We start from the raw sequence: 26,017 nt of genomic DNA on the forward strand, positions 1-26,017 counted from the left end.
CGCGTCCCCATGTTCCAGGCAGGCACCGGCATCAACTTCGAAGCGGCGTTGCGCGGCGTGACCGAATACTGGTCACCGCGCATCGTCGGACGCGTGAACGACCAGTACGTGAAGGTCGCGAAGCTGAAGGGCGAGTTCACGTGGCACAAGCACGCCGACGAGGACGAGATGTTCTACGTCGTCTACGGCAGCTTGCGGATCCAGTTCGAGGATCGCGACGTCGTGCTGAACGCGGGCGACTTCTGCATCGTGCCGAAGAACACGATGCACAACCCGGTCGCCGAGGACGAGTGCGGGATCGCGCTGATCGAGACCGTCACGACGCTGCACACGGGCGATACGCCGTCGCCGCGCGCGAAGGGCATCGACGCTCAGCTCGCCGGCTGACCTTCGCGCGCGCCGAACGCGGCGCGCATGTCGTCGTACATCCAGCGCAGCGTCTCGTCGAGCGGCGTGCGGCGCGCGTCGCCGATCACGCCGCGCAGCTTCTGCCGCGAGCCGACCAGCTTCTTCACTTCGTTCTCGCGCACGAAGCGCGGATCGACGCTGACGTCGATCACGTAGCCCGCGATCCGCGCGAGCATCGCCAGCACTTCCTTCAACGCATGGCCGCGCTCCGCGCACACGTTGAACGTCTCGCCCGCCGGCGCGGCGTCGACGAGCCGCACGTAGGCGTCGACGACGTCGCGCACGTCGGAGAAATCGCGGCTCACGTCGAGATTGCCGAGCGAGATCCGCGGCTCGCCGCGCGCGTAGTGCGCGACGAGCTTCGGCAACAGGTACGCTTCGCTCTGGCCGACGCCCGTGTAGTTGAACGGCCGCGCGATCACGATCGGCAAGCGGTCGAGCCAGAGCTTCGCCATGTATTCCATCGCGAGCTTGCTGACCGCGTAATCGTTCGCCGGCTGCGGCGGCGTCGTTTCGTCGAGCATTGCGCTCGGCACGTTGCCGTAGACGTTCGCGCTGCTCGCGAGCAGCACCGCGTCCGGGCGCGCGTCGAGGCCCGCGAGCGACGCGAGCAGGTTGCGCGTGCCGACCACGTTGACGAGGTACGTGTCCTGCGGATTGCCGTGCGCGACGTGCGCGCGCGCCGCGAGGTGCACGACCGCGTGCGGCCGCGCGTCGGCGACCGCCGCGTGCAGAGAGTCGACGTCGAGCAAATCCGCCTTCAGACATTGCCGGCGCCGCAGCAGCGGATCGCCGGACACGTCGGTGTCGGGCGCGACCGTGCCCCACACGTCGTAGCCCGCCGCCTCGAGACGCTCGGCGAGGTGGCGTCCGGTGAAGCCCGCGATGCCGGTGACGAGCGCGCGCCGCGCGCCGGGTTCAGAAGGTCTCATGGTGGCGGTTTCGCGTGATGTCGGCTTCGACCATCATCCGGCACAGCGCTTCGAGCGTCGTCTTCGGCGTCCAGCCGAGCTTCTCCTTCGCCTTGTCCGCGCAGCCGATCAGCAGATCGACTTCGGCGGGGCGGTAGAACTTCGGATTCACCGACACGAGCACGTTGCCCGTCGCCGTGTCGATGCCGCGCTCGTCTTCAGCCTTGCCGCTCCATTCGAGCTGGTAGCCGGCCGCGGCGAACGCCATCCGCACGAAATCGCGGACCGTCTCGGTGCGGTTCGTCGCGAGCACGTAGGTATCGGGTTCGTCCGCCTGCAGCATTCGCCACATCCCTTCGACATACTCGAGCGCGAAGCCCCAGTCGCGCTTCGCATCCATGTTGCCGAGCTCGAGCCGGTTCGCGTTGCCGAGCTTGATCTTCGCGACGGTGTCGGTGATCTTGCGCGTGACGAATTCGCGGCCGCGCAGCGGCGATTCGTGATTGAACAGGATCCCGCTCGAGCCGAAGATCCCGTACGACTCGCGATAGTTGACCGTCGTCCAGTGCGCGAACAGCTTCGCGACGCCGTACGGGCTGCGCGGATAGAACGGCGTGCTCTCGACCTGCGGGATCGCCTGCACCTTGCCGAACATCTCCGACGTCGATGCCTGGTAGTAGCGCGTCTTCGGGTTCACGATGCGGATCGCCTCGAGCAGGTTCAGCGCGCCGAGGCCCGTGACGTCGGCCGTCGTCGCAGGCTGATCGAACGACACGCCGACGAAGCTTTGCGCGGCGAGGTTGTACAGCTCGTCCGGCTGCGCGCGTTCGATGAGGCGCAGGCTGGATCCGAGGTCGGTCAGATCGTGCTCGACGAGCGTCAGGTTCGGATGCCGGTCGACGCCCAGTTCGGCGATGCGCCAGAAGTTCACCGAGCTCGTGCGGCGATACGTGCCGACGACCTCGTAGCCTTTGTCGAGCAGCAGCTTCGTCAGATAAGCGCCGTCTTGGCCCGTTATCCCGGTGATGATCGCCTTGCGTGCTTGGGTCATTGCGGTTTCCTAATCGAACGATGGGTGAATCGGATCATGCGGATGCGCGCGCGGCGCCCGCGAGCGCTTGCCGGGGCGCGCCGCGCGTCAGGCGCCGCTCGAAGCCGTACCAGCTCGCGGTCGCATACGCGAGCGTGATGCCGAACGCGAGCGCCGCCGTCGGATAGCGGTTCAGGTGCAGCGGCCAGAGCGCGTACAGCACGCTCAGATGGACGAGATAGATCGTGTAGCTGACGGTGCCGATGTAGACGAGCGCCGGATTCGTCAGCACGCGCTGCACGAGGCCGCGGCCGCGCAGCGCGATCACGACGATCGACGTGCAGAGCACGAGCGAGAGGCTGTAGAGCGTCGCGTTGGAGAGCGGCGTGTTCGCCGCGCGGAAGCGCGGATACGACAGGTGCAGCCACGCGAGCGCCGCGAGCGCCGCGCATGCAAGCGCGATCGCCGCGCCGTAGTACGGCTCGAGCGCGCGCCGGTCGCGGCGCAGCACGACCGCGAGCAACGCGCCCGCGGCGAGCAGGTCCATCCGGAACGGCGTCAGGTAGTAGATCGGCCAGAACGAATCGAACCACGGCGTCGCGACCGCGCGCAGCAGCGGCGCCGCGACGATCAGCGCGGCCGCGACCCATGCGAGCGCGCGCTCCGGGCAGAGCAGCACGACGAACGGCCAGAAGATGTAGAACTGCTCCTCGACGGCGAGCGACCACAGCACGTTCAGGCTCTCGTGCCCGATGCTGCCGAGCGACAGCCCGATGTTCGTCGAGAAGAACGCGTACCACGGCCAGTGCTTCGCCCATTCGGCGCCGAACAGGATCGACGAGACGACGAGCAGCAGCAGATACGGCGGCAGGATGCGGCGTACCCGGCGCGCGTAGAAGTAGCCGAAGTACGACTGGCCGCGCGACTTGCGTTCGAGCAGGATGCCGGTGATGAGAAGGCCGCTCAGGACGAAGAAGAGATCGACGCCGATCCACAGCGGGGCCTTCAGCGCATGCTGGAAGAACACCGCGAGCACGGCGAACGCGCGCAGGCCGTCGAGCTGGACGATGCGGCCGGCGTGGGCGGGCGGGGCAACGAGCGTATCGCGAGTCATCGTGCATAGGCGCGGACGATGACGATTCGAGGCCGGCCGCGCGCTGCGCTTGCGTCGTTCCGATCGTCGTGCATCCGCTGAAATAAATGAAAGATCGAGTTGAAATCGATTCTAGGGAAAAGAAATCGGCAAAAAAACGCGTCGCGGTTCGTTCGACTTTTTCTGAAGCGGCGCGGCAGGCCCGTCCGCCGGGCAAGCGGCGGATGCAATGCGAAATTCGACCCCGATTGTCTCGATCGCGCGCGCGATGCGGCGCGGCATTTTCTACGCGCCCCGCGGGCGCCGCCGGTCGTTCTTGCTGGCGGAAAGCGGCTCGAAATGATTATTCGATGCACGATCGCGCATCGAAATATCCGCAAATATTTCCAAATTTCTTGTGAATATTTTTGCTTGTAACCTGCTTCGCATCGTTTGAAACCTATTTTGCGATGCGTGCATGTGTCGCAAACGCACGAGCGTTTCGCGCGTCCGGCTCGCATTTCGGCCAGGCGCGCGGGCGTCTCGTCACGGTCGAAGGGAGAGGCGTTTTGCGACGTTTGATGCGGATGGGAGTGGCGGTGTGCGCGGCGGCGATGCTCGCGGGCGCCGCGAGAGCGGAGAACGTGCTGCCCGCGACGACGTCGTGGATCGGCAATACCTATGGCTACGGCGACGGCACGTGGACGCAGATCGACATTCGCGCGATCGCGGTCGCGCCCGACGGCAAGGTGTATACGAATGCGCCGTGGGACGAGAGCGGCGCGGAAGCGAGCGTCTATCAGGACGGCAAGATGCTCGGCTTCGCGGGCGGCACGCACGGCTGGGGCAACGCGGGCGGCAGCGCGATCGCGGTCAACAGCCGCTATGCGTACGTCGCGATCGCGGTCGGCAACGAAAAGGGCCGGCTCGTCGGACCGGGCGTCTGGCCGGACAAGGGCCGGCAGTGGTACGGGATCTCGCGCCGCGACATCGGCGACGTGAAGCAGGCCGCGCCGTTTCGCAGCGCGAAGGCGTCGGACGCGCGCGCGAAGCTCGCGGCGAGCTTCCTGATGGTCAACGAAGTGCCGACCGACACGCGCGCGGAAGTCGCGGGCCTCGCGGCGAACGACAGCGTGCTGTACGCGACCGATCCGCTGCACGACACCGTCAACGTGTACGACGCGCAGACGATGCAGAAGAAGGGCGCATGGAGCGCGCACGAGCCGGGCCGGATCGCGCTCGCGGGCGACGGCACGCTGTGGCTGTTGACCGACACGGTGAACGGCCCGGCGAAGCTCGCGCACGTGCGATCCGACGGCCGCAAGATCGACGACGCGCCCGAGCTGCCGCCGGGGACCGAGGCCGTCGACGTCGCGACCGACGCGAAGGGCCGCGTGCTGATCGCCGACAACGGTGCGCGCCAGCAGGTCCTGATCTTCTCGAAATCCGGCGAAGGCGGCTATGCGATGTCCGGCACGCTCGGCGAGCGCGGCGGCATCTTCGCGGGCTACGCTGGGCGGCCGGGGCCGCAGCGCTTCAACGGGCTGACGGGCGTCGGCGTCGATCGCGCGGGCAACGTCTACGTCGCGACGAACGGCATCGGCCCGCGCCACGGCACGATCGGCGCGGGGCTCGGCAGCACGCTCGAGAGCTACGCGCCGGACGGCCGGCTGCGCTGGCAGGTGCAGGGGCTCTTGTTCGTCGACGGCGCGTGGATCGATCCGGGCCGGCCGAACAGCGTCTACACCGGCAACAAGCGCTTCGAGCTCGATCTGTCGAAGCCCGTCGGCAAGGAATGGAAATATGCCGGATTCCTGTCGAATCGCTTCAAGTATCCGGACGATCCGGTGTTCAACACCGATCAATGGCCGGGGATGCCGTTCGCGCGCAAGGTCGCCGGTCACACGTTCCTCTACCTGACCGACATGTATGCGGACCATCTGAAGATCTATCGCTTCGATCCGAAGCGCGACGGCGAGACCGCGATTCCGTCGGGGCTGCTCGCGGGCCGCGCGCGGCCCGTCGACAAGGTGCCGAACCGGCCGTCGGGCGGCGACTGGATCTGGCGCGACGCGAACGGCAACGGCCGCATCGACGCAGGCGAGTTCGAGCTGAACACGACCGGCAAGGGCATGGCGGGCGGCTGGGGCTGGTGGGTCGACACGAACGGCGACATCTGGCGCACGAGCGACACGCGCGGCATCCGGCGCTTCCGCTTCGGCGGCCTCGACAAGGCCGGCAATCCGATCTACGCGTACGACAAGCTGACGACGTATCCGACGCCGGCGCCGTTCACCGAGTTGCGCCGCTCGCTGTACGACGCGTCGACCGACACGCTGTACGTGACGGGCTACACGGCCGACGCGCCGCGCGTGGGCGGCCTTTCGAAGGAAGTGGGGCGCGTGCTCGTGCGCTTCGACAAGTGGTCGAGCGGCTCGCCCGTCGTGCGCTACCAGGTTTCGCTGCCGTGGCAGCTCGACGCGAAGCCGATCTTCAACCTGATCGGCCTGACGGTCGAAGGCCGTTACCTGTTCGGCGTCGAGCCGGCCGGCACCGTGCACGTGTACGACAAGGAGAACGGCCGCGAGCTCGGCGTGATCAAGCCGGGGCCGGAAGTCGGGCGCGCGTCCGGCTGGGTCGACGTCCCGTTCGGGATCAGCGCGTACAAGCGCGACAACGGCGAGTACCTGATCTTCGTCGAGGAGGACGCGCGCGGCAAAGTGATGATGTATCGATGGAGGCCGCAATGAACGGCGCGTGGACGAGGGCAGGCGTGAACGGAGCGGGGCGGCGCGGCCATGGATAAAGGCATTCTGAAGAACGTCGCGATCAATTTCTTCGGCTTGATCCTGCCGACCTTCGTGTCGCTCGTGACGGTGCCCGCGTACATCAAGGCGCTCGGCGTCGAGCGCTACGGCGTCGTGAGCCTCGTGTGGACGCTGATCGGCTATTTCGGGATCCTCGATCTCGGGATGAGCATGGCCGCGCAGAACCACATCTCGAAGGCGCTCGCGAGCGGCGACGCGAAAGAGAGCGCGCACGTGTTCTGGAGCGCGTTCTGGCTCAACCTCGCGACCGGGATCGCGGGCGGGCTCCTGATCTACTTCGGCGCGTTCATGTACACCGCGTACTTCACGAAGGTGTCGGCCGAGCTGCAGCACGAGGTGTATCTCGCGCTGCCGTGGCTCGCGCTCGCGATTCCGCTCGCGAACGTGTCGTGGGTGTTTGCCGGCGCGATCAACGGCGCCGAGCGTTTCGGCGTGTTCAACACGAACCAGACGATCGGCACGTTCCTGTTCCAGCTCTTGCCGCTGTTCGCCGCGTGGCTCGTCGCGCCGACGCTGCAGGTCGTGCTCGCCGCCGCGGTCGGCGCGCGCTTCATCGCCGCGGTGATGCTCGGCTCGGCGAGCATGAAAGTGCTCGGCATCCGCAGGATCGAGCCGCCGCAGCTCGGCACCGCGAAGGGGCTCTTCAACTTCGGCGGCTGGATGCTGATCGCGAGCACGACGAGCATGATCGCCGACACGCTCGACCGCGTGATGCTGGGCGCCGGGCTCGGCGCGAAGTACGTCACGTATTACACGGTGCCGCAGAACCTCGTCACGCGCTTGAACATGCTGCCGAACGCGCTCGTGCGCACGCTGTTCCCGCGGCTGTCGGCGGTCGGCCGCGACCACGCGGACACGCTCGTCAAGCAGTCGCTCGAATTCCTGAACGGCGTGTTCACGCCGGTCGCGATCGTCGCGGTCTTCGCGCTCGGGCCGTTCCTCACGCTGTGGATCGGCAAGGATCTCGCCGAGCTGTCGGCGCCCGTCGGCCGCGTGCTCGTGATCAGCGTGTGGCTCGTCGGACAGGCGAGCGTCACGCGCATCCTGATCCAGTCGCAGGTCAACCCGGCGCGCGCCGCCGCCGCGGGCCTCGTGCAGATGCCGTTCTTCGTCGGCGCGCTGTGGCTCGGCATCCACCATTTCGGGCTGATCGGCGCGGCCGTCGTCGTCGCCGCGCGCGCGCTCGTCGATTACGGCGTGCTGCTGTATCTGTCCGCGATCCGGATGCGCGCGATCGCGCTCGACATGTTCGCGCACCTCGCATTCCTGCTTGCGAGCCTTTACTTCGCGCACGCGCTGCCAGGCGGCCTCGCCGCCGCGGTCGCCGGATGCGCGGTCGCGGTCGCGCTGAACGTCGGCTGGTCGATCACGATGACGCCCGGCATGCGCGCACTCGCGCGCAGCGTGCTCGTGCGCCTGAACCCGAGGAAGAGCGTATGAATCGCGATCTTGCAGAACACCCGTTGCAGCGCGCCGCGACGTTTCAGGACGTCGAGCGCGCCGCGCGCGACGCGCGCGTCGCCGATGCGCCGCCGCCCCCGCTGCGCGCGCGCGACGCGGCGCGGCCGCTGCGCGTCGCGATCGTCCACGACTGGCTCGTCACCTATGCGGGCGCCGAGCGCGTGCTCGAGCAGATCGTCGCGTGCTTTCCGGACGCGGATCTGTTCGGCCTCGTCGATTTCCTCGACGATCGCACGTTCCTGCGCGGCAAGCCGGTCACGACGTCGTTCATCCAGAAGCTGCCGTACGCGCGCACGAAGTACCGCAGCTATCTGCCGCTGATGCCGCTCGCGATCGAGCAGCTCGACGTGTCCGCGTACGACCTCGTCATTTCGAGCAGCCACGCGGTCGCGAAGGGCATTCTCACCGGGCCGGACCAGGTGCACGTGAGCTACGTGCATTCGCCGATCCGCTACGCGTGGGACCTCCAGCATCAGTACCTCGAACAATCGCAGTTGACGCGCGGCGTCAAATCCGCGGTCGCGCGGCTGATCCTGCATTACATCCGCAACTGGGACGTGCGCACGTCGAATTCGGTCGACCGCTTCGTCGCGAACTCGGCGTTCATCGCGCGGCGCATCCACAAGGTCTATCAGCGCGACGCGGCGGTCGTGTTTCCGCCCGTCGACGTCGACGCGTTCACGCTGTCGACGCACAAGGAAGACTTCTACCTGACCGCGTCGCGGATGGTGCCGTACAAGAAGATCGACCTGATCGTCGAAGCGTTCGCGCAGATGCCCGAGCGGCGGCTCGTCGTGATCGGCGACGGCCCGGACATGCGGAAGATCCGCGCGAAGGCCGCGCCGAACGTCGAGATCATGGGCTATCAGCCGTTCTCGGTGCTGCAGGACCGGATGCGCCGCGCGAAGGCGTTCGTGTTCGCGGCGGAGGAGGATTTCGGGATCTCGGTCGTCGAGGCGCAGGCGTGCGGCACGCCCGTCATCGCGTTCGGCAAGGGCGGCGCGCTCGAGACGGTGCGCGACGCGGCGTCGCACGAGCGGCCGACCGGCGTGTTCTTCGACGAGCAGAGCGCGCGCGCGATCGTCGACGCGGTCGACGCCTTCGAGCGTGCGCCGGACCGCTTCAAGCCGGAGGACTGCCGCGCGAACGCCGAGCGGTTTTCCGCCGCGCATTTCCGGCGGCGCTTCGTCGCGCAGATCGATGCACTGCTGCCGAACGCGCAGGCGCGCGCGATGCGCGCGGGCGCGGCGCGGCCGGCCAGCGGCACGTCGCTCGCGGCGAGCGGCCTGAGGGCGCTCGTGCTCGACCAGAGCGGCGTGCTCGGCGGCGCCGAGCTGTCGCTGCTCGAAATCATGAAGCATCTGCGCGATTCGGCCGACGTCGTGCTGTTCGACGACGGTCCGTTCCGCGCGGCGCTCGACGAGGCGGGCGTGCATGTCGACGTCGTCGGCCAGCGCGCGCTCGCGGGCGTCCACAAGCAGGGCGGCGTGTCGCTGCGCGCGGCGGGCAGCCTGCTCGCGCTCGTGCGGGAAGTCGCGCGGCGCGCGCGCGACGCCGACGTGATCTACGCGAACACGCAGCGCGCGATGGTGGTCGGCGCGCTCGCCGGGCGGCTCGCGCGCAAGCCGGTCGTCTGGCATCTGCGCGACATCGTCAGCGAAGCGCATTTCGGTTCGAAGCAGCGCCTGGCGATCAAGCATTGCGCGCGGCTCGGCGTGACGCGCGTGATCGCGAACTCGGACGCGTCCGCGCAGGCGTTCCTCGCGCTGACGGACTTCGATCGCCGCGCGGTGCAGGTCGTCTTCAACGGGATCTCGGCCGAGCCGTTCGTCGCGCTGGAACCGGTCCGCCAGGCCGCGCTGCGCGTGCGCTTCGGCTTGCCGGCCGATGCGTGGATCGTCGGCTCGTTCAGCCGGCTCGCGCACTGGAAGGGGCAGCACGTGCTGCTCGAGGCGGCGCGGCTCTATCCGGACATGCACGTCGCGCTCGTCGGCGCGCCGCTCTTCGGCGAGGACGAATACGCGGCCGAGCTGCGCGGCTACGTCGCGCTGCACGGGCTCGGCGAGCGTGTGCATTTCCTCGGCTTCCAGCGCGACGTCGCCGCGTGCATGAAGGCGGTCGACGTCGTCGCGCACACGTCGATCACGCCGGAGCCGTTCGGCCGCGTGATCGTCGAAGGGATGCTTGCGAAGCGGCCGGTCGTCGCGGCGCGCGCGGGCGGCGTCGTCGAGATCATCGACGACGACGTGAACGGCCTCCTCTGCGGACCCGGCGACGCCCATGCGCTCGCCGACGCGCTCGCCGCGCTGCGGACCGATGCGGTCCTGTGCGAGCGGCTCGTCGCGAACGGCCACGACACCGCGGTGAGCCGCTTCGGCACGCGGACTTACGTCGAGCAGGTCGAGCGGATTCTCGCCGAGACCGCGCGGCGGCGGTGAAACCGGTTCGATGGCGAGCGTGGGCGGCGCGGCGGGTTGGGCCGACCGCGCCGAATTTTCTGCGCGGTCCGCTTGCGCTTGCTTTGTCGAGCCGAATCGGCGCGGCGCTTCTTGATCGCGCTGTCGTGACGAGCGCGCAGCGGGGCGCAGCGGGCGGTTCGGGACGCCGAGCTCGGTTCATTTCTCGTGACGGACGCGGCTCGATCGCTTCGCCGTTCGACCCGTTCGGGTCGGGCGTTTTCCGAGATCGGCGCGGCGTCGTTCGTTCGAGCGCTTTCGACAGGACGCAGCCGGTCGCGGATTTCGTCGCCTGGCCGCTGCATTGCCGCGTAGGCCTGCGAATCGCGACCCGGTGTTCATATTGCAGGCCCGTGGGCTTGGATTATTCCAGAGTCGCTCACATCGCCGAGCAGGCGTCGGGACCGGATCGGAGTCGACCGCATCGCCTGGCGCACGTCCGCGTGCGCGCCTCGGCGATCACACTGGCGACACTGGGTGCCCGAACGCGCCGTCGCTCGCATCGTCGGCAGCCGCCGGAATTGCTTCGCAGCCCGTCATATCGCGGAGCAGAAGCATCGGATTGATGCGTGTCCGTTCATGCCGCCGGTGGGGCGTCAGACGTGCCGCGCGATCGCTCGCATCGCCGCAGCGACGTTCGGATCGCTGTCTTCACGCGCCCAAGGCCCTATGAAACGGTTTCCGACCGAGACGTATCGAGGGTGGTGTGTCGAAGACATTCGCGGCAACGTCGCCATGCACGAGCCCGATTTACCGCGCCGCCCAGCGCACGCTGACTGCAACCGCGCTCATACTGCCGGCACACGATGCGTTGGCCGCTTCGATCCTCGCGCAGCAGGCCCGCCGCAAGCCGCCTGCCCCGCTCGTCAGACAGGCATCTGCTGCTGCGCGGCCGCCGCGACGGCCCGCTTCGGCTTGAGGCTCGCCGACCAGCGCATCGCCGGCAGCTCGAACATCCGGTAGAACAGATACGCGACGGGCACGACGGCCGCGATGAACGCGAACGACGGCCAGATCGACAACTGCAGCTCGGATCGGTACAGCACCGACGCGACGCACACGAAGAACGGCAGATGGATCAGGTACAGTGAATAGCTGAAATCGCCGAACCACGACAGCGCCCGCATCGGCGCGGAAGCCGGCACGGGCCGCGCGAGCGCCGCGTACAGGTAGCACGCGAAGCCGGCCGCCCATAGCTGGAACGCGCCGTACTGCCCGAAATGGAACGCGACGCAGCCGAGCGCGACGCCGATCGCCGCGGCCAGGTACCAGAGCCGCGACGGGGCAGGCGCGACGTGCGCGTCGCGCCGCGCGCGGACGTCGGCGATCCACGCGCCGACTGTCCACGACAGCCAGTACGACGTAAAAAACTGCAGGTCGTGCCGCTCGAGCAGCCAGGCCGACGCGACATTGACGAGCGCGATCGCGACGACGACGGGCAGCATTCCGAAGCGGCGGCGCGCCGCGAAGAGGAGCGGGTAGATCGCGTAGAACTGCACTTCGAGCGACAAGGTCCATAGCGCGCCGTTCGACCCGTACGTGTAGCCCGCGACGCCCTGCAGCGAAAGCAGGTTGACGACGAACGACGTGAGCCCGATGTCGCGGATCTTGTGGCTGACGGGCTCGATCTGCAGGCTGATCGAGTCGAACACGAGCGTCGCGACGAGCGCGGCGAGCAGCACCGGATAGATGCGGGCGAAGCGACGCGCCCAGAAGTTCGGCGCGTTGAGCCGGTACGACGGATCGGCGGCGAGCTTGAGCGCCGCGTTGCGGTGGATGCAATAGCCGCTGATCACGAAGAAGATGGGCACGCCGGCCGAGCCCCACGCGAACGGAAACGTCAGATAGCCGACGATCACGCTCGGATCGAGCGAATGGCCATAGGTCCGATGGAAGCTCTGCATCCCGACCCACACGACCTGCCGGCAGTGAAAGTACGCGACGAGCAGCGCGGCGAAGCCGCGCAGCGCGTCGATCAGGTGTTCCTTGTGGTCGGTGGCGGGCGGCCGCGCGCCCAACGTCACGCTCGAAGCATTCATGCGGTCCGGTTCCTTGCAATGAGAAAGGCGCGAAAGGCGCCATTCGATCGTAATCCGCAAGAAATCCGGACGGGAGAATAAAAAAATCGCTTATCCAATAAGTGTAATTATTCGTATCCATTCGTAACGGTTTTCACGTTGCGGTATGGCGGCAAATTATTTATCGATTTTTTTCTGATAGCTTGAGATCCCATGTCGATTGAAGGAAGGAGCCCACGATGGACATGCATTGGATCGCAAGCGGCGCCGTACTGCTCGTCATGGCGGTGCTGTCGGCTTATCGGGACGCGCTGAAGAACGAGCCGATCAACCGCTTCGGCTTCGGCCGCGGCCGCGCGCCTTATTCGGAGGAATTCGAATAATTGAATGTACCGGATCGAATCGGTAAATTGTCGCGAAGCAACCGGCGGGTCGGCAAGATCGACCGACTCCGCGATGATTATCCGAATATGCATATATCCGGGCGGTCCTTTCATATTAATGAAAGAAGAACCGCGTTAAGCAGACGATATTTTTTCAGATTGATGTTTTGCCGGCGCGTCGAATGCCGATGCGCATCGCCCGTCGAGCGCAGCCGCGCTTGGCGTGCGACCCCGACATTTGACGCCCGGCCAACCGTCAACACTTTCGGGATGCGATCATGTTGAAAGTCACCAAAGCCGTGTTCCCCGTTGCCGGTCTCGGCACACGGTTTTTGCCCGCCACCAAGGCGAGTCCCAAGGAAATGCTGCCGGTCGTCGACAAGCCGCTGATCCAGTATGCGGTCGAAGAGGCGATCAATGCCGGCATCACCGAGATGATCTTCGTGACGGGGCGCAGCAAGCGCGCGATCGAAGATCACTTCGACAAGTCGTTCGAAATCGAGTCCGAGCTCGAGGCGCGCGGCAAGGAGAAGCTGCTCGAACTCGTGCGCAGCATCAAGCCGAGTCACGTCGATTGCTTCTACGTGCGCCAGCCGGCCGCGCTCGGCCTGGGCCATGCGGTGCTCTGCGCGGAGAAGCTCGTGCACGGCGAGCCGTTCGCGGTGATCCTCGCCGACGATCTGCTGCACGGCGATCAGCCGGTGCTCAAGCAGCTCGTCGACGTCTTCAACCACTATCACAGCTCGGTGATCGGCGTCGAAACGATCGAGCGCGAGGAAAGCCGCTCGTACGGCGTCGTCGAAGGGCGCGAGTGGGAAGAGGACATCATCAAGCTGTCGGGCATCATCGAGAAGCCGGCGCCCGAGCATGCGCCGTCGAATCTCGGCGTCGTCGGGCGCTACGTGCTGATGCCGAGCATCTTCGATCACCTGCGCAAGACCAAGCCGGGCGCGGGCGGCGAGCTGCAACTGACGGATGCGGTGCAGTCGCTGCTGACCGAGGAGCAGGTGCTCGCGTACCGGTATTACGGCACCCGCTTCGACTGCGGCAGCAAGCTCGGCTATCTGAAGGCGACTGTCGAGCTCGCGCTCCAGCATCCGGAAGTGGGCCGCGATTTCGAGGCATATCTGCGCAACTGTCTGCCGGCGCTTGCCGCGGTCGCTTAGCATCCCTGTCTTCTGACGTCCAAGGTGTGTGGTGGTTGTTCCGTTGGCCCCGGTTCGCACGAGCCGGGGCATTTTTATGGGTGCGCCCAGCATGGGCGCACTCCTGCGGGTGCAAGTCCCGCCATGAGCTGGTCACAGCGAATGAAGTGAAGCGCAACTGCATGAGGGCGACCGAATGTGGGGAGGAAGCGTGGAGCGTAAATCGTGAGCCGATGAACAAGAACTGCATAGAAGGCGCTGCCGAGCAGGGCGAACGGGCCCATAACCGCGAAGCTCTCGTGACCAAGGCGAAGCGGCGTAGATGCGGCGGTTGTGCGATGAAGGAGTGCGTTCTTACCTGGGGAGAACTCGCCTCATGCCTGAAAGGGCGACGGTGTCGAGCCGGAGCGAGAAGTCAGCAGCGGCCGTAGTAGTCACAGGATAGACCGGCGAGGTTGAGGCTGGTGACGAAGGGCCAAACGGGAAGGAGTGTCCAGCGACATGTCGATGCGGCAGTGCTCCGCATGCGAAACGGCATGGCCGCGTATCGACCTCCTGCGCTCGAATGACTCTTGCGTGATCAAGTGTCAGCGTCGCTGCTCGCGAACCCGCGGCGCAACGCGGCTTCGAGCGGCCCGCGGCCCCTGTCGCCGAATACACGCGTTTTGCGGCATCGTGCACGTCATCGCACGGCCGTGCGCTCACGCGGCGCGAACCGCCGACGCAATACGGTCTCGAGCGGTTTCTTGTAGTCCAGCACGCGCTTTTCCAGGTACTGCCACGACAGATGCGCGAGCAGCACGGACAGCAGGAACTGCAGGATTTCGGGCAGCAATTCCCGCAGCGAGTGCGGGACGTGCAGCCGTTCGTAGAGGCCCGGCATCACGCCGAAATGCTCCGGAATCAGGTTATGGAACAGATAGAACCCGTAGCTGATGGTGCCGAGGTAAGCGATCGGCGCCCATTCGAGCAGCGCGACGGCCGGATGTTCGGGACGGCTCACGATCCAGAACAGCAGGATGCCGAGCGAGACGCCGAGGGCGATGTCCGCTGGACCGCCGGCCGCGGCGGAAAGCGGCGCGGCCCATAGCGCCAGCGTCGAGCAGAACGCCGCGCCTGCAGCGCCGACCCAGGGTATGAGCGCGCCGACGACGCCTTTCGGCGCGGTGACGCCGCCGCTGTGCAGGATCCCGCCGATGCCGCCGAGCGCGATCAACGCGAAATTCCACGGCGAGAACGCGTAAATGAGCACCGGCGATGCGTGTCGCAGATACAGCAGCGCGTGCGCGACCGCGGCGAGCGCGACGGCCGCCGCGCAAAACGCGAGATGGCGCGACGCGCGGGTCGCGAGCAGCACGAGCGGCGCGATCAGATAGAACTGCTGTTCGACGGCGAGGCTCCAGAAGTGCGACGTGCTGCCGGGCCAGCCGTCCTTGACGGCGCCGATCCAATAGTCCGACAGAAACACCACGTGCCAGCGCAGCCCGAGATCGACGCCGTGCTGATAGACGTGGCGATGCGCGATCGCGAGCGCGGCGAGCAGCAGGTAGTAGACGGGCAGGATGCGCAGCGCGCGCTTGCCCGCGAACAGCCAGAACGCGTAGCGGCGGCACGACGTGCCGCGCTCGATCGCGAGCCGGCTGCGGTGCAGCTCGCCGACGATCAGAAAGCCGCTGATGAGGAAGAACGTCCAGACGCCGATCTGGCCGACGTCGACCGCGCCGAAGTGCGCGCGGTGCGATAGGAAGACAAGTGTGACGGCGACGGCGCGCAAACCGTCGAGTCCTCTAACGTGCTTGATTGCGCGCATTCCATATCCCAAGCGATGCGATGCCGACGGACAGTATAGGAATGCAAATGTCGAACATAATTCGCCGTGTCGATTCGGCGCGCGACACAAAAAAACGCTGCGTATACGGGCCGAAACGACATCCGTAGTCAGCGGCGCGCAACAAAACCTGCGGGAAACCCGCGGATAACGCATAAAAGTGCTGCACGAAGCGGCGCGGCGCTTGTAGAATCCGGCGTTGAAGCTCGCATGTCGCGCGCTTCGTGTATCCAACGACCACACCTGGTAGGAGAAACATGGCGACTTCCGCAAAAAAGGTGGCTAAGAAGGCTGCCGCACCGGCCAAGAAAGTGGCTGCCAAGAAAGCAGCGCCCGCGAAGAAAGTAGTGGCCAAGAAGGCTGTCGCGAAGGCGTCCGCCGCTCCGACGCCGCTCAAGGACTCGTTCACGAAGGCGTCGCTCGCCGCTCACATCGCCGAGCGCGCCGAGGTCGAACTGAAGGCCGTGAAGGCTGTGCTGACGGCACTCGAGAACGCGATCCTCGGTTCGATCCACAAGAAGGGTGCGGGCGAGTTCACGCTGCCGGGCCTTCTGAAGATCTCGGCGCAAGCCGTGCCGGCGAAGAAGAAGCGCTTCGGCAAGGACCCGTTCACGGGCGAAGAGCGCTGGTTCCCGGCGAAGCCGGCCAGCGTGCGCGTGAAGGCCCGCGCGCTGAAGAAGCTGAAGGACGCGGCAGCGTAAGGACGGCGTGCGGTTTGCCGGAATCGTCCGGTAGCTGCGATAGTCCGAAAAAGTCCCCGCGTGCGAAAGCGCGCGGGGATTTTTTTGTCTGTGCGCGGCGCGCGGCGCGCGGTTCGCGGTGCGAGGTGTGCGGCGCGCGACGAGTACGTGTGCGAGTGTGGCGTGCGGCGTGCGGCTGCGAACGGGCGCGCGGCGCCGTTGCAGTGGCGGCGGAGCGGGCGTCGCCGCTATGCGGCGAGACGTACGTCTGCCGGTTGCCGGCGAACGAGGATCGATGCGGCGACGATGCGATGTCGCGCAACGCTCGCCGGCGAGCCGGTATGTCAGGGATGCCTATGCGCTTGCAATGCGATGCGCGGACGAGCAGCCGGGCAGCCCATGGCGATGGAAGCGTTGCGGAGCGATGGGAGCGAGGAGTCGTCGACGGTCGAACAAATGGGCGCAGCAAGCGCATGTAGACCGGCGAAGCGCGTGTGCGACGTGACGGTGTCGGGCGCGCGCTGGCGATAGCATGCCGGTCCATTTTGAGATTGCGCGTGGAGCAACCGGCCGGCACGCGCATCGGAATCCGCACGCGCGGCGGCGACGATAGCGCGCGGCGCGATCGGGCTGCCGAGTGCCGGGCTCGGTCACGCATGCCGTGCGATGACGGCGTGGCGGATCGTCGGCAGCGACGTCGGCCACTTGTCGCTCAGCCCTGCGCGCGTCGAACTCTCGGGCTCCAACGCAGTCTGGCGGAGCGAAACGTCGACGAATGTTCTGCGTCGGATTGGGCGGCGCCGACGGGCGACGTACTGTAACGCTGTTCGGATCCAAGCGCGCGATCGTACTGGGGAAGTGTGGCGCGGGAAGAGCTTGCCGTAGCGGAGCGCTGAGAAACGGCGATGCGCGTCGTCGGGCTGCGTCGCAGGAAAGCGTCGGCCGTGCCGCGCTGCTCGTTGCACGCCGCCTGGCTCGCGACAGCGAAGCCTTCGGTCCGCAGGCGCGTCATGCCGGCCTTGCTGGGCTTGCGAGCGATGTTCGGGGCCGTTCCTTACCCGGGATTGCGGAACGCGTATGGCGCTTGCGGCGCGGCTTCCGAGCGCCATCGCGCATGCCGATGGCGGGCGATTCGCCCACTCCGTCTTCGCGCCGTTCGATGTACTCCCGCACGGCCCGCCGCCAACAAAAAAGCCAGCCGGCCGCACATGCGTCAGGCTGGCTTTGCGGTCGCGGCCGCGACGCCCGAGGGCGTCGCCGAACCGCTGCTCGCGGCTGCGCTTAGAACTTGTGGCGCAGGCCCAGAGCGACCATCTCTTGCGACTTCGTACCGCCGATGCCGTACGAGCCGATCGAAGCTTGCGCGTCGCCGCCGCCCGCTTGCGTGCCGCTCGCATGCTGGTACGCACCCGCCAGGTAGACATCGGTACGCTTCGACAGCGAGTAGTCCGCACCCAGCGAAACCTGGTGGTACTTCGCGTTCGAGTCGCCGCTCGACTTCGTGTAGATGTAGCCGAGGCCCAGCAGCAGCGCCGACGTCGCTTGGTACGTGACGAAGCCGCGGCCCGTGTTGTACTTCTCGGTCGAGCCGAACGCCGACGCGTTGTCCGACTTGTATTGCGCATTGCTGTAGCCGAGGCCGAACGTGACCGGACCGATCACGTATTGAGCGCCGACTTGAGCGATGCCGATCGACTTGGCCGTCGCGTAGCCGTTGTTCAGGAACAGCGAGTTGTCCGGACCGTCGAAGATCGCGTCGGACGAACTACCCCAGCCCGTACGAACGCCGGTCGTGCCGAGCGGAGCCGAATTCGACGCGTGGAAGTAGCCGGCGGCAATGCCGAGCGGGCCGTTGTTGTACGCAGCGGCGGCAGACCACGTCTGGCCGGTGCCCGGCGAACCCGCGATGCCGCTGAAGCCGTACAGGGCTTCGAACTGGAAGCCGGCGAACACGGGCGACGTGTACTTGACCGTGTTGTTCACGCGCAGGCTGTTGTCGTTGTTGTCGACGTCACCCGGGGTGGCGAACAGGCTGCCGAAGTAGTTGTCCGCCGTGACCGGTTGAACCAGGTCGACGATCGGATCGTATTGGCGGCCGAGCGTCAGCGTGCCGTATTGATCGCTTTGCAGACCGACGAACGCCTGACGGCCGAACATGCGCTTGCCTTGGCCGAGCGTACCGTCATTCGAGTTGAAGCCGTTTTCCAACTGGAAGATCGCCTTCAGGCCCGAGCCGAGGTCCTCGGTGCCCTTCAGGCCCCAGCGGCTGCCTTGCAGGTTGCCGCTGCCCATCAGCCATGCGTTGTTGGCCTGACCGTTGTTGCCGTGGACGTAGGTGATCGACGTATCAATCACGCCATACAGCGTGACGCTGCTTTGAGCCTGAGCTGCACCGGCTGCGCCCAGCAGGGCGAGCGAGAGGGTAGACAGAGCAAGTTTCTTCATCGAGTTATTTCTCCACGCGAGTGAGTCGTTATTTGTTGCGGATTGGAGAATAGCGCACTGCACCAGACGCAAGAAATCCAAAAAAATAAAGTGTCTCGAAAAGGTGACAGTGGGGGAAAGTCTTTTTATATCAATCACATAAGCGACTGTTTCGGTTTGGGGAATGCTGGGCGATTGTTGCACCGCGATTGTTGCGACAACAAGCGTCGTTCACTGGGGGACGAGTGTTTTGAGGTTGTTCTTGCAACGAAATCAGGATGGGCAAACGTTTGCGCTTGCAGGTCGGGCCACGGCCGCGTTCAACGTGCGACCCGACGCCGCGAGACGGCGCGGCGGAGTGCATTCGCGCGGCGGCGTTCGGCGCACGCGCGCGCCGAGCCGATCATTTGCTTGGGCGCAAGATGCGGAAAGGCCGGCGTAAGGCGCGGACCGTTTAGACCCATATTTCCAATGCGTCAATCGCGTGGGTCGCTGCGTACCGCCGCGGCTTCGACTTCGACAGCGGCGTCGTCCGCCGCGTGCGCGGCGCCGCGCGCCGCCGCGAATTCCGCGCCGAGCAGCAGCACCGCGGCCGAGAAATACAGCCACATCAGCAGCACTGCGAACGATCCCGCCGCGCCGAACGCGCTCGCCGTGCCCGCGTGCGCGAGGTACAGCGCGAAGAGCTTCTTGCCCGCCGAGAACAGCACGGCGGAGACGATGCCGCCCGTCATCGCGTCGCGGATCGACACGCGCGCGTCCGGCAGGAACTTCATCAGCGTGCCGAACGCGAACGCGAGCACCGCGATGCCGATCGAGAACTGCAGCAGGTTGCCGATCACGACGTATGGCGAGTTGCCCCACAGCCAGCGGCCGACGAACGTGATCGCGGTGTCCAGCACGAGCGACACGATCAGCAGGAACGCGACGCCGAGCACGAGTCCGAACGAGACCAGCCGCACCCGCACGAGGCCGAGCACGGACGATGCGCGCGTCCCGGTCGCGGGCCAGATCACGCTGAGCGCCGTGTTGAGCGACGCGAACGTCGCCGAAGCGCCGACCGCGAGCATCGCGAACGAGATCAGCGCCGCGATGCCGCCGCGGCTGCCGCTGCGGTGCGCGTTCTCGACGATCGTCTGCACGCCGGCCGCCGCCTCGTTGCCGATCAGCTCGTGGACGTGACTGAACACCTCGCCGCGCGCGGCGTCTGCGCCGAAGAACCAGCCGGCGACGGCGATCACCATCACGAGCGTCGGCGCGAGCGAGAACGCGGAATAGAACGCGATGCTCGCCGCCATCGCGGAGCAGCGGTCGGTGGAGAAGCGCTTGAACGCGTTCACCGCCCAGTTGACGTTATGACGGACGAGCTTGTGCGGTTGCTGCGGGATCAATGATTTCATGGATTGCGCGTACGGGCGCGAGCGTGGGGCCGCGCCGGGGGGCGTTTGCCGTTTTTGCGTCGGACGCCGCGTAATGAGAAAAGTTTATTCAATCCGGCGAAGAAGCGACAACATGGGGGCGCCGGGCCGGCTGTGCGTTGCGTCGCCGCGCGTTCGCGCCGGCATGCGTTCGTTGCGCTTCGCCGCGGCGCCGACGGCGGATGCAGCCGCCGCCCGCGCGGTCAATCGGGCTCCGGAAGATCGAGGCGGCGGACGTCGCCGTTGTTGGGCGTCGCGCTCTCGTGAAACAGGTCGCCGAGATACTGGCCCAGCTCGTCGGCTTCGAGGAAATCGGGAATGACGAAATGCGCGGGACGGCGCTTGCCGTCCGTGCCGGGATAGAACGGCACCCAGCGATCCTGTGTGCGCTCGACCAGGATCTGCCTGCCGAACACGTCGAACCGGTGTGTTGTCATGGGAGGGGCTCCTGAGGGTTGGGGCGCTTGCGCGGCGCGCGCGCACGGGCCGCGCGAAGGACGGCGCGTTCGCCAGCAGCGCTTGCGCGGAACGAACACGTTCGCAGGGCGACGTTAGCAGAAAACCGTTGCACGATGCATCCGATGCGCTCGGGGGCGACTATGCTGCAAGTGCGTTATGCAAAGCAGCGAGCGGCGCATAACGATCGGACGGATGGATCGTTCCCGCCGATGCGGCGGCGCGCTACGATCCTGACGCCCGCGACGCCCGCGACGCCCGCGACGCCCGCGACGCCCGCGACGCCCGCGACGCCCGCAGCGCCCGCAGCGCCCGCAGCGCCCGTGAAGCGCGGCGACGCCGATGTCCCCGAAACGTTCACGACCTATGCGGCGGTGCCGTGCCGCGACGTCTGCGCCGTCGACATTGCGCACGCCGGCGCAGCATCGGCGCATCCGCAGCACCGCACCGTCGCACCGGCGCCGCAGAACCGCATGCCTTGCAAGCCGCGGCACCCCGGGCGCCCGCCGGCGATTGCCGGTAAGCTTCCTCTCACAGTTCCGCCACTGCTCAGGCCGTCGCAGGCCGATGCCGACCATGACCGACACCCCGCGCTTCCGAAATCCCATCCGCAGCGAAATCGATCTCGACGCGAACGGCAAGCATGCCGGCTATCTGCGCCTGCCGCACTCGGTCCATCGTTCGGCGTACGGATGGATTCCGGTTCCGATCGTGTCGATTCGCAACGGCGGCGGCCCCGTCGTGCTGGTGATGGCCGGCAACCACGGCGACGAGTACGAAGGGCAGATCGTCGTATCGCGTGTCGTGCGGGAGATCGACGCGGAGAGGGTCGACGGGCAGCTGATTTTCCTGCCGATGGCGAATTTCCCGGCGGCGGACGCGGGCTCGCGTGTATCGCCGATCGACGGCGGCAATCTGAACCGCAGCTTTCCGGGCAACCCGGCCGGCACGCCGACCGACGTGATCGCCGATTACATCGAGCACACGCTGCTGCCGCGCGCGCAATATCTCGTCGATCTGCATTCGGGCGGCAGCTCGCTCCTCTATCAAGGCGGCAACATGCTCGCGCTCGAGCCGCGCGATGCGGCGGAGCGCGCGCGCGTGCGCGCGCTGCTCGCCGCATTCGGCCTGCCGCGCGCATTCCTGCACGCGCCGAATCCGGTGCATGCGTCGTCGGCCGCGCGCCGGCAAGGCGCGATCTCGATCCTGACCGAGCTGGGCGGCGGCGGGATGTCCGACCCGGCGCTGATTCGCGACGCGCGCCGCGGCCTGCTGCATTTCCTCGGCTTCGTCGGCGCGCTGCGCGGCCCGCTCGTGCCGGACAGTCCGCCCGCGCAGACGCGCTTCATGCGGGTGGGCGGCGCGCATCACTATGTCTATGCGTACGACAAGGGGCTCTACGAGCCGCTCGTCGAGCTCGGCGAGCGCGTGCGCGCGGGTCAGCCCGCGGCGCTGATCCATTTTCCCGATACGCCGTTGCGCGAGCACGTCGTGCAGCGCTTCGCGAGCGACGGCGAAGTCGTCTGCAAACGCGTGCCCGCGCAGGTGCAGCGCGGCGATTGCCTGTTTCAGCTCGCGGAAGACGACGCATCGGCGTGACGGTGCCGACGGGCGTGCGCATCCGGGCGAGTGTCGAGACGCGAACGCGCAGCGGCCCGATGACGCGCCATCCCGCCGTCAGCGCTTTGCACGATCGAACTGCCGAGTTCCGGCATTGAGTGGGCGCGCGCATTCGACGATCCGCTGCATCGTCACGCCGATCTCCGTCTGGCCGCTGGTCGCGCGGCAATCGGCACGCGGTCTTCGACGCGCGTCGTCGTGTCGTTCCGAACCCACGACGCTTTCAAATTTTGACGCTGCTGTCGAGGCCGGGGGGCGCTCGCCGGTCGGCGGGCGCCATGCGGCCCGGCGACGATGAGCGCTCGTCCGCGGCGAAACTGTACGGCGGCCACGGACCCGACACGTAGAGCGGCAAGGCGGTCCGGCGCGCCGTGTGCCGGCATCGGTCGAGGAAGTCGTCGAGCGCGGTTTGCGGGACGAGAAAGCTCAGGCTGGCGAAGCCTTCCACCAGCCCGTCGAACCGCCAGTCGCGATACAGGCCGCGAAGCGTCGCCGCCATGCGTTCCCCCTGCGACAGCGCGCCGGCGCTCGGCGCTGCGCGAGCGGCAAGATAGGCATGGCCGGGACCGCCGGCGTGCGACCGCGGCTGCACGTGCGCATCGTCGGCGAGTGGGAATCGCAGCCCCATTTCGACGCAGCCGTCGACCCGCTGCAGCAGATCCCCATACGCATCGCATTCGTCGTCGAGCCAGGCGCGCACGGCTTGCTTGTCGTCGAGGCAGGTGGGAAAGCGCATCGGCATGATCGCGCCGTGCCGGAACAGCGCGGCCACCGCCTGGCCGAACGTGAGCGCCGCCGGTACCGTGGCCGACGGCGCTTGAGCATGTTCCGAGACGACGGTGCGAAGGTGCGCGCCGTCCACGATCTCGAGCCGCGCGCCGTCCACGCCCGGCGGCAACGCGATGGAACGCCTCGGTCTCATGACGGCGTAGATCAGCCAGGCCATGTCGTCTCTTCGGTGAGCGGAACGCAAAAGCTGTACGGCGGCCAGGGCCCGGAGAGGTCGAAGCGCAATCCCTGCGTGGCGAACTCGGCGTTGATGGCTTCCATCTGCCGGCGGAATGCCGGGACGTCGCGGTTTCGCACGAGGAACGCCCAGTTCGCCACGATTTCGTTCGGCGCATCCGATGCCCGCCACGGCCGGCTACACGTTTCCACCGCTTGGCGCTGCAATCGCGCCGAGACTAGCGGCACGCTCTGCTCGAGCCAGCGGCGCAGATTCTGGCCGGCCCGCGCCTGAAGCTGCCGCTCGCGCAGATAGCCGGCGCCGGCCGAGCGTGCCGCCGGCTCCGGCTCGCCGGCGCGGATCGACGCGGCCTGCGAATCGATGGCGGCCGGCCGATCGAGCCAGCCTTTGACGGCCCACTCCGTCTTTCCGTCGACATGATCGAGGACGCGGCCGATGCGCGGGTGACAGCTTTGCATCAACGCGACGACCCGGTCGGCGCTGGAAAACAAGGTGCCGAACTGGGCCGGAAAGACCGGCGAATATCGCATCGCCCACTCGATCGCCGCGGCGTGGGTCGCCACTCGGCCGGCGATCCACGCAGGGTCCGCGAGCCGCCGCTCGGCGTCGGCCCCGGCGAACTCGCTGCGCGACGCGTCGCACAGCACCGCGGCCAGATCCCCTTGGCGCAGCAGTTGCAGCCGCGGCTCGCCGGGCGGTCTCGTGGCCAATGCCGGCTCGAGACTGTCGGCTCGCGCGAAGCAAAAGAGATAGAGGGCGTCGTTCATTGCATCTGCTTGCGCCGCTGCCGGGCTTCCTGGATCGCCTCGTCCAGATCGGCGCCGGTCAGTTGCACCAGCGCCGGATCGTGGATGCCCGCGACGACCGCGCGACGCACTGCGGACAGCGCCGCGCGGCGGCACACCGACGCGATCTCGGCGGCCGAGAACCCGTCGCTTTCCGCCGCCAGCTGCTCGCTGGCCACGTCGGTCGCGAGCGGCTTGCGGCGCAGGTGCACGTCGAAGATCTCGCGGCGGGCGGCCGGGTCGGGCAGCGCAATTTCGATGATCTCGTCGAAGCGGCCGGGACGCAGCACGGCCGGATCGAGCATGTCGATGCGGTTCGTCGCGGCGAGCACCATCACGCCTTTCAGATCCTCGATGCCGTCGAATTCGGCCAGAAACTGCGACAGCAGGCGCTCCGGCACGTGCGCGCCGGAGGCGCCTTCGCCGCGCCGGGGCGCGAGCGCGTCGATTTCGTCGAAGAACAGCAGGCAGGGCGCTGCATGCCGCGCCTTGCGGAACACGTCGCGCACGCCTTTTTCCGATTCGCCGATGTACTTCGACATCAACTCGGGCCCCTTGACCGGGATGAAATTGACGCCGCATTCGTTGGCCGCGGCTTTCGCGAGCCAGGTCTTGCCGCAACCGGGCGGGCCGACGAGCAGGATGCCCTTGGATGGCTTGGCGCCCGCACGCGTCAGCAGTTCCGGATACTTGAGCGGCCACTCCAGCGCTTCGATCAACTGCGCCTTCGTATTGCCGAGGCCGCCGACGTCTTCCCAGCGCACGTCGGGAATTTCGACGAAGACCTCGCGGATTGCCGACGGATCGATCTCGGCTAGCGCGGACAGGAAGTCGTCCATGTTCACGACGAGGCGATCGAGCTGCTCGTAGGAAATCGAGCGCAGGCCGAGATCGAGTTCCGACAGGAGGCGGCGCAGGCAAAGCATGGCCGCTTCCTTGCACAGCGCCTCGAGATCCGCGCCGACGAAACCGTGAGTGATGTCGGCGAGATGATCCAGCTCGACGTCGGCCGCGAGCGGCATGCCGCGACTGTGGATTTCGAGCACTTCGAGCCGGCCGTTGCGATCGGGAATCGGGATCGCGATCTCGCGATCGAAGCGGCCCGGCCGGCGCAACGCCGGATCGAGCGCGTTGGGCAGATTGGTGGCGGCGATCACGATCACCTGCTGACGGCCGTTGAGGCCGTCCATCAACGCCAGCAATTGCGCGACCACGCGCTTCTCCACTTCGCCGACGACGGTTTCGCGCTTGGGCGCGATCGCATCCACTTCATCGAGGAACACGATGGCGGGCGCCTTGCGCGCGGCTTCCTCGAAAATCTTGCGCAGGTGCGCCTCCGATTCGCCGTAGAACTTGTGTATCACCTCGGGGCCGGACAACGCGAAGAAGGTCGCGTCGCACTCGTGGGCGATCGCTCGCGCGATCAGGGTCTTGCCGCAGCCCGGCGGGCCGTACAACAACACCCCTTTGGGCGCATCGACGCCGAGCCGTTCGAAGACTTCGGGATAGCGCAGCGGCAGCTCGATCATTTCGCGGATGCGCATCAATTGCGGCTTGAGGCCGCCGATGTCTTCGTACGACAGGGTAGGGGCGGCCACCGCGGGTTCGCCTTTCGCGGGCCGTCCGATCGACAGCTCGGTGTTCGGGCCGATCAGCACCGGTCCGCGCGGCGTGCAGCTCGTCACCTTGAAATCCGCATTGCGGCTGCCGAACAGCGTCGCGCGGATGCGGTCGCCCTCGATCACCGGCAGGCCGTCGAGCAGCCCCCCGATGTAGTCGAGGTCGCTCGGCGCGGGGGCGGCGTTGATGGGCGCCAGCTGCACCAGGTTCGCCGGACGCGCCGTCACTTTCTTCAGCGTGACGAGCTCGTCGATGCCGGCGCCGGCGTTGCCGCGCACGACGCCGTCCAGCTGCACCCGCGACTGGGCGCGCAGCTCCTTGTGCGCGAGCATGGCCTTGCACACGGTGGCGCGCTTGCCGCGCACTTCGACGAGATCGCCCACCGCCGCGTCCAGCAGCTCGAGATCCTCCGGCCCCATGCGGGCGAGCGCCCGGCCGACGTCGCGGGCGTTGCCTTCGGTTACCCGCAGCTGGAGCCCGGTCTGTTCCGCTTTGTCCATGGCCGTT

19 protein-coding genes and 1 pseudogene are annotated in these 26,017 nt (G+C 67.1%); 9 read left to right on the forward strand and 11 right to left on the reverse strand.

The genetic code is table 11. The features are described from left to right. Positions 1-9 precede the first annotated feature (9 nt). Positions 10-387, forward strand: a complete 378-nt coding sequence (locus tag BG90_RS23500; protein ID WP_010109883.1) for a cupin domain-containing protein — start codon at positions 10-12, stop codon at positions 385-387. Here the strand turns inward: BG90_RS23500 and BG90_RS23505 are convergent. From BG90_RS23505 to BG90_RS23515, 3 genes are read right to left on the reverse strand one after another with little or no spacing between them, the layout of a single operon-like run. Further along, positions 372-1,340 (reverse strand): NAD-dependent epimerase/dehydratase family protein, encoded by a 969-nt coding sequence (locus BG90_RS23505; RefSeq protein ID WP_010119923.1) that lies wholly within the window; start codon positions 1,338-1,340, stop codon positions 372-374. The genes BG90_RS23500 and BG90_RS23505 overlap by 16 nt on opposite strands. Beyond that, a complete protein-coding gene (gmd, locus tag BG90_RS23510; protein ID WP_010109881.1) occupies positions 1,327-2,370 on the reverse strand; it encodes a GDP-mannose 4,6-dehydratase in 1,044 nt (347 codons plus the stop codon). The genes BG90_RS23505 and gmd overlap by 14 nt, the downstream gene beginning before the upstream one ends. Positions 2,371-2,404: 34 nt before the next feature. Next, positions 2,405-3,463, reverse strand: coding sequence for an acyltransferase family protein (locus BG90_RS23515; protein WP_010119918.1), 1,059 nt, complete (start codon positions 3,461-3,463; stop codon positions 2,405-2,407). Between the two features lie 551 nt (positions 3,464-4,014). Between BG90_RS23515 and BG90_RS23520 the strand changes: the two genes are divergently transcribed. The 3 genes from BG90_RS23520 to BG90_RS23530 are packed head-to-tail and all read left to right on the forward strand — an operon-like array spanning position 4,015 to position 10,148. Beyond that, a complete protein-coding gene (locus BG90_RS23520; protein WP_010119914.1) occupies positions 4,015-6,171 on the forward strand; it encodes an NHL repeat-containing protein in 2,157 nt (718 codons plus the stop codon). A 48-nt stretch (positions 6,172-6,219) separates the two neighbouring features. Continuing rightward, positions 6,220-7,689 carry a flippase gene (locus BG90_RS23525; protein WP_010109877.1) on the forward strand — a complete coding sequence of 490 codons (1,470 nt, stop codon included), beginning with the start codon at positions 6,220-6,222 and terminating at the stop codon, positions 7,687-7,689. Then, positions 7,686-10,148 (forward strand): glycosyltransferase family 4 protein, encoded by a 2,463-nt coding sequence (locus BG90_RS23530; protein WP_045568408.1) that lies wholly within the window; start codon positions 7,686-7,688, stop codon positions 10,146-10,148. Before BG90_RS23525 ends, BG90_RS23530 begins: the two co-directional genes overlap by 4 nt. Positions 10,149-11,032: 884 nt before the next feature. Here the strand turns inward: BG90_RS23530 and BG90_RS23535 are convergent. Continuing rightward, the gene (locus BG90_RS23535) at positions 11,033-12,205 is read right to left on the reverse strand and encodes an acyltransferase family protein (protein WP_010119892.1); all 1,173 of its coding nucleotides are present in this window, start codon (positions 12,203-12,205) and stop codon (positions 11,033-11,035) included. Positions 12,206-12,423: 218 nt separating this feature from the next. Here BG90_RS23535 and BG90_RS36835 point away from each other — a divergent pair, with 218 nt between their 5' ends. The 3 genes from BG90_RS36835 to galU are packed head-to-tail and all read left to right on the forward strand — an operon-like array spanning position 12,424 to position 13,733. Further along, positions 12,424-12,567 (forward strand): hypothetical protein, encoded by a 144-nt coding sequence (locus BG90_RS36835; RefSeq protein WP_010109866.1) that lies wholly within the window; start codon positions 12,424-12,426, stop codon positions 12,565-12,567. Then, positions 12,568-12,852 carry a hypothetical protein gene (locus tag BG90_RS37905; protein WP_010109864.1) on the forward strand — a complete coding sequence of 95 codons (285 nt, stop codon included), beginning with the start codon at positions 12,568-12,570 and terminating at the stop codon, positions 12,850-12,852. Continuing rightward, positions 12,846-13,733, forward strand: coding sequence for a UTP--glucose-1-phosphate uridylyltransferase GalU (gene galU / locus BG90_RS23540; protein WP_010109862.1), 888 nt, complete (start codon positions 12,846-12,848; stop codon positions 13,731-13,733). Before BG90_RS37905 ends, galU begins: the two co-directional genes overlap by 7 nt. A 661-nt stretch (positions 13,734-14,394) precedes the next feature. Here the strand turns inward: galU and BG90_RS23545 are convergent. Next, positions 14,395-15,799 (reverse strand): annotated as a pseudogene (locus BG90_RS23545) (acyltransferase family protein). Between BG90_RS23545 and BG90_RS23550 the strand changes: the two are divergent. Beyond that, positions 15,798-16,241 carry an HU family DNA-binding protein gene (locus tag BG90_RS23550; protein ID WP_025990327.1) on the forward strand — a complete coding sequence of 148 codons (444 nt, stop codon included), beginning with the start codon at positions 15,798-15,800 and terminating at the stop codon, positions 16,239-16,241. The pseudogene BG90_RS23545 and the gene BG90_RS23550 overlap by 2 nt on opposite strands. 1,260 nt (positions 16,242-17,501) lie before the next feature. On the opposite strand, the gene BG90_RS23555 is transcribed toward BG90_RS23550, so the two are convergent. From BG90_RS23555 to BG90_RS23565, 3 genes are all read right to left on the reverse strand, one after another. Continuing rightward, positions 17,502-18,665 carry a porin gene (locus BG90_RS23555; RefSeq protein ID WP_010119889.1) on the reverse strand — a complete coding sequence of 388 codons (1,164 nt, stop codon included), beginning with the start codon at positions 18,663-18,665 and terminating at the stop codon, positions 17,502-17,504. A 455-nt stretch (positions 18,666-19,120) separates the two neighbouring features. After that, positions 19,121-20,044, reverse strand: a complete 924-nt coding sequence (locus tag BG90_RS23560) for a YihY/virulence factor BrkB family protein (RefSeq protein ID WP_010119887.1) — start codon at positions 20,042-20,044, stop codon at positions 19,121-19,123. Positions 20,045-20,265: 221 nt separating this feature from the next. Further along, a complete protein-coding gene (locus BG90_RS23565) occupies positions 20,266-20,499 on the reverse strand; it encodes a DUF7661 family protein (RefSeq protein ID WP_010109848.1) in 234 nt (77 codons plus the stop codon). Positions 20,500-21,094: 595 nt separating this feature from the next. On the opposite strand from BG90_RS23565, the gene BG90_RS23575 reads away from it, so the two are divergent. Then, on the forward strand, positions 21,095-22,117 hold the full coding sequence (locus BG90_RS23575; protein WP_010109846.1) for a succinylglutamate desuccinylase/aspartoacylase family protein: 1,023 nt from the start codon (positions 21,095-21,097) through the stop codon (positions 22,115-22,117). A 244-nt stretch (positions 22,118-22,361) separates the two neighbouring features. On the opposite strand, the gene BG90_RS23580 is transcribed toward BG90_RS23575, so the two are convergent. The 3 genes from BG90_RS23580 to BG90_RS23590 are packed head-to-tail and all read right to left on the reverse strand — an operon-like array spanning position 22,362 to position 26,010. Beyond that, positions 22,362-23,084 (reverse strand): GvpL/GvpF family gas vesicle protein, encoded by a 723-nt coding sequence (locus tag BG90_RS23580; protein WP_010109844.1) that lies wholly within the window; start codon positions 23,082-23,084, stop codon positions 22,362-22,364. Next, positions 23,072-23,872 (reverse strand): GvpL/GvpF family gas vesicle protein, encoded by an 801-nt coding sequence (locus BG90_RS23585; protein WP_010109843.1) that lies wholly within the window; start codon positions 23,870-23,872, stop codon positions 23,072-23,074. Before BG90_RS23585 ends, BG90_RS23580 begins: the two co-directional genes overlap by 13 nt. Continuing rightward, a complete protein-coding gene (locus BG90_RS23590; RefSeq protein WP_010109842.1) occupies positions 23,869-26,010 on the reverse strand; it encodes a CDC48 family AAA ATPase in 2,142 nt (713 codons plus the stop codon). Before BG90_RS23590 ends, BG90_RS23585 begins: the two co-directional genes overlap by 4 nt. Positions 26,011-26,017: the final 7 nt, after the last annotated feature.

The sequence above is a fragment of the Burkholderia oklahomensis C6786 genome, assembly GCF_000959365.1.
GTDB lineage: Bacteria > Pseudomonadota > Gammaproteobacteria > Burkholderiales > Burkholderiaceae > Burkholderia > Burkholderia oklahomensis.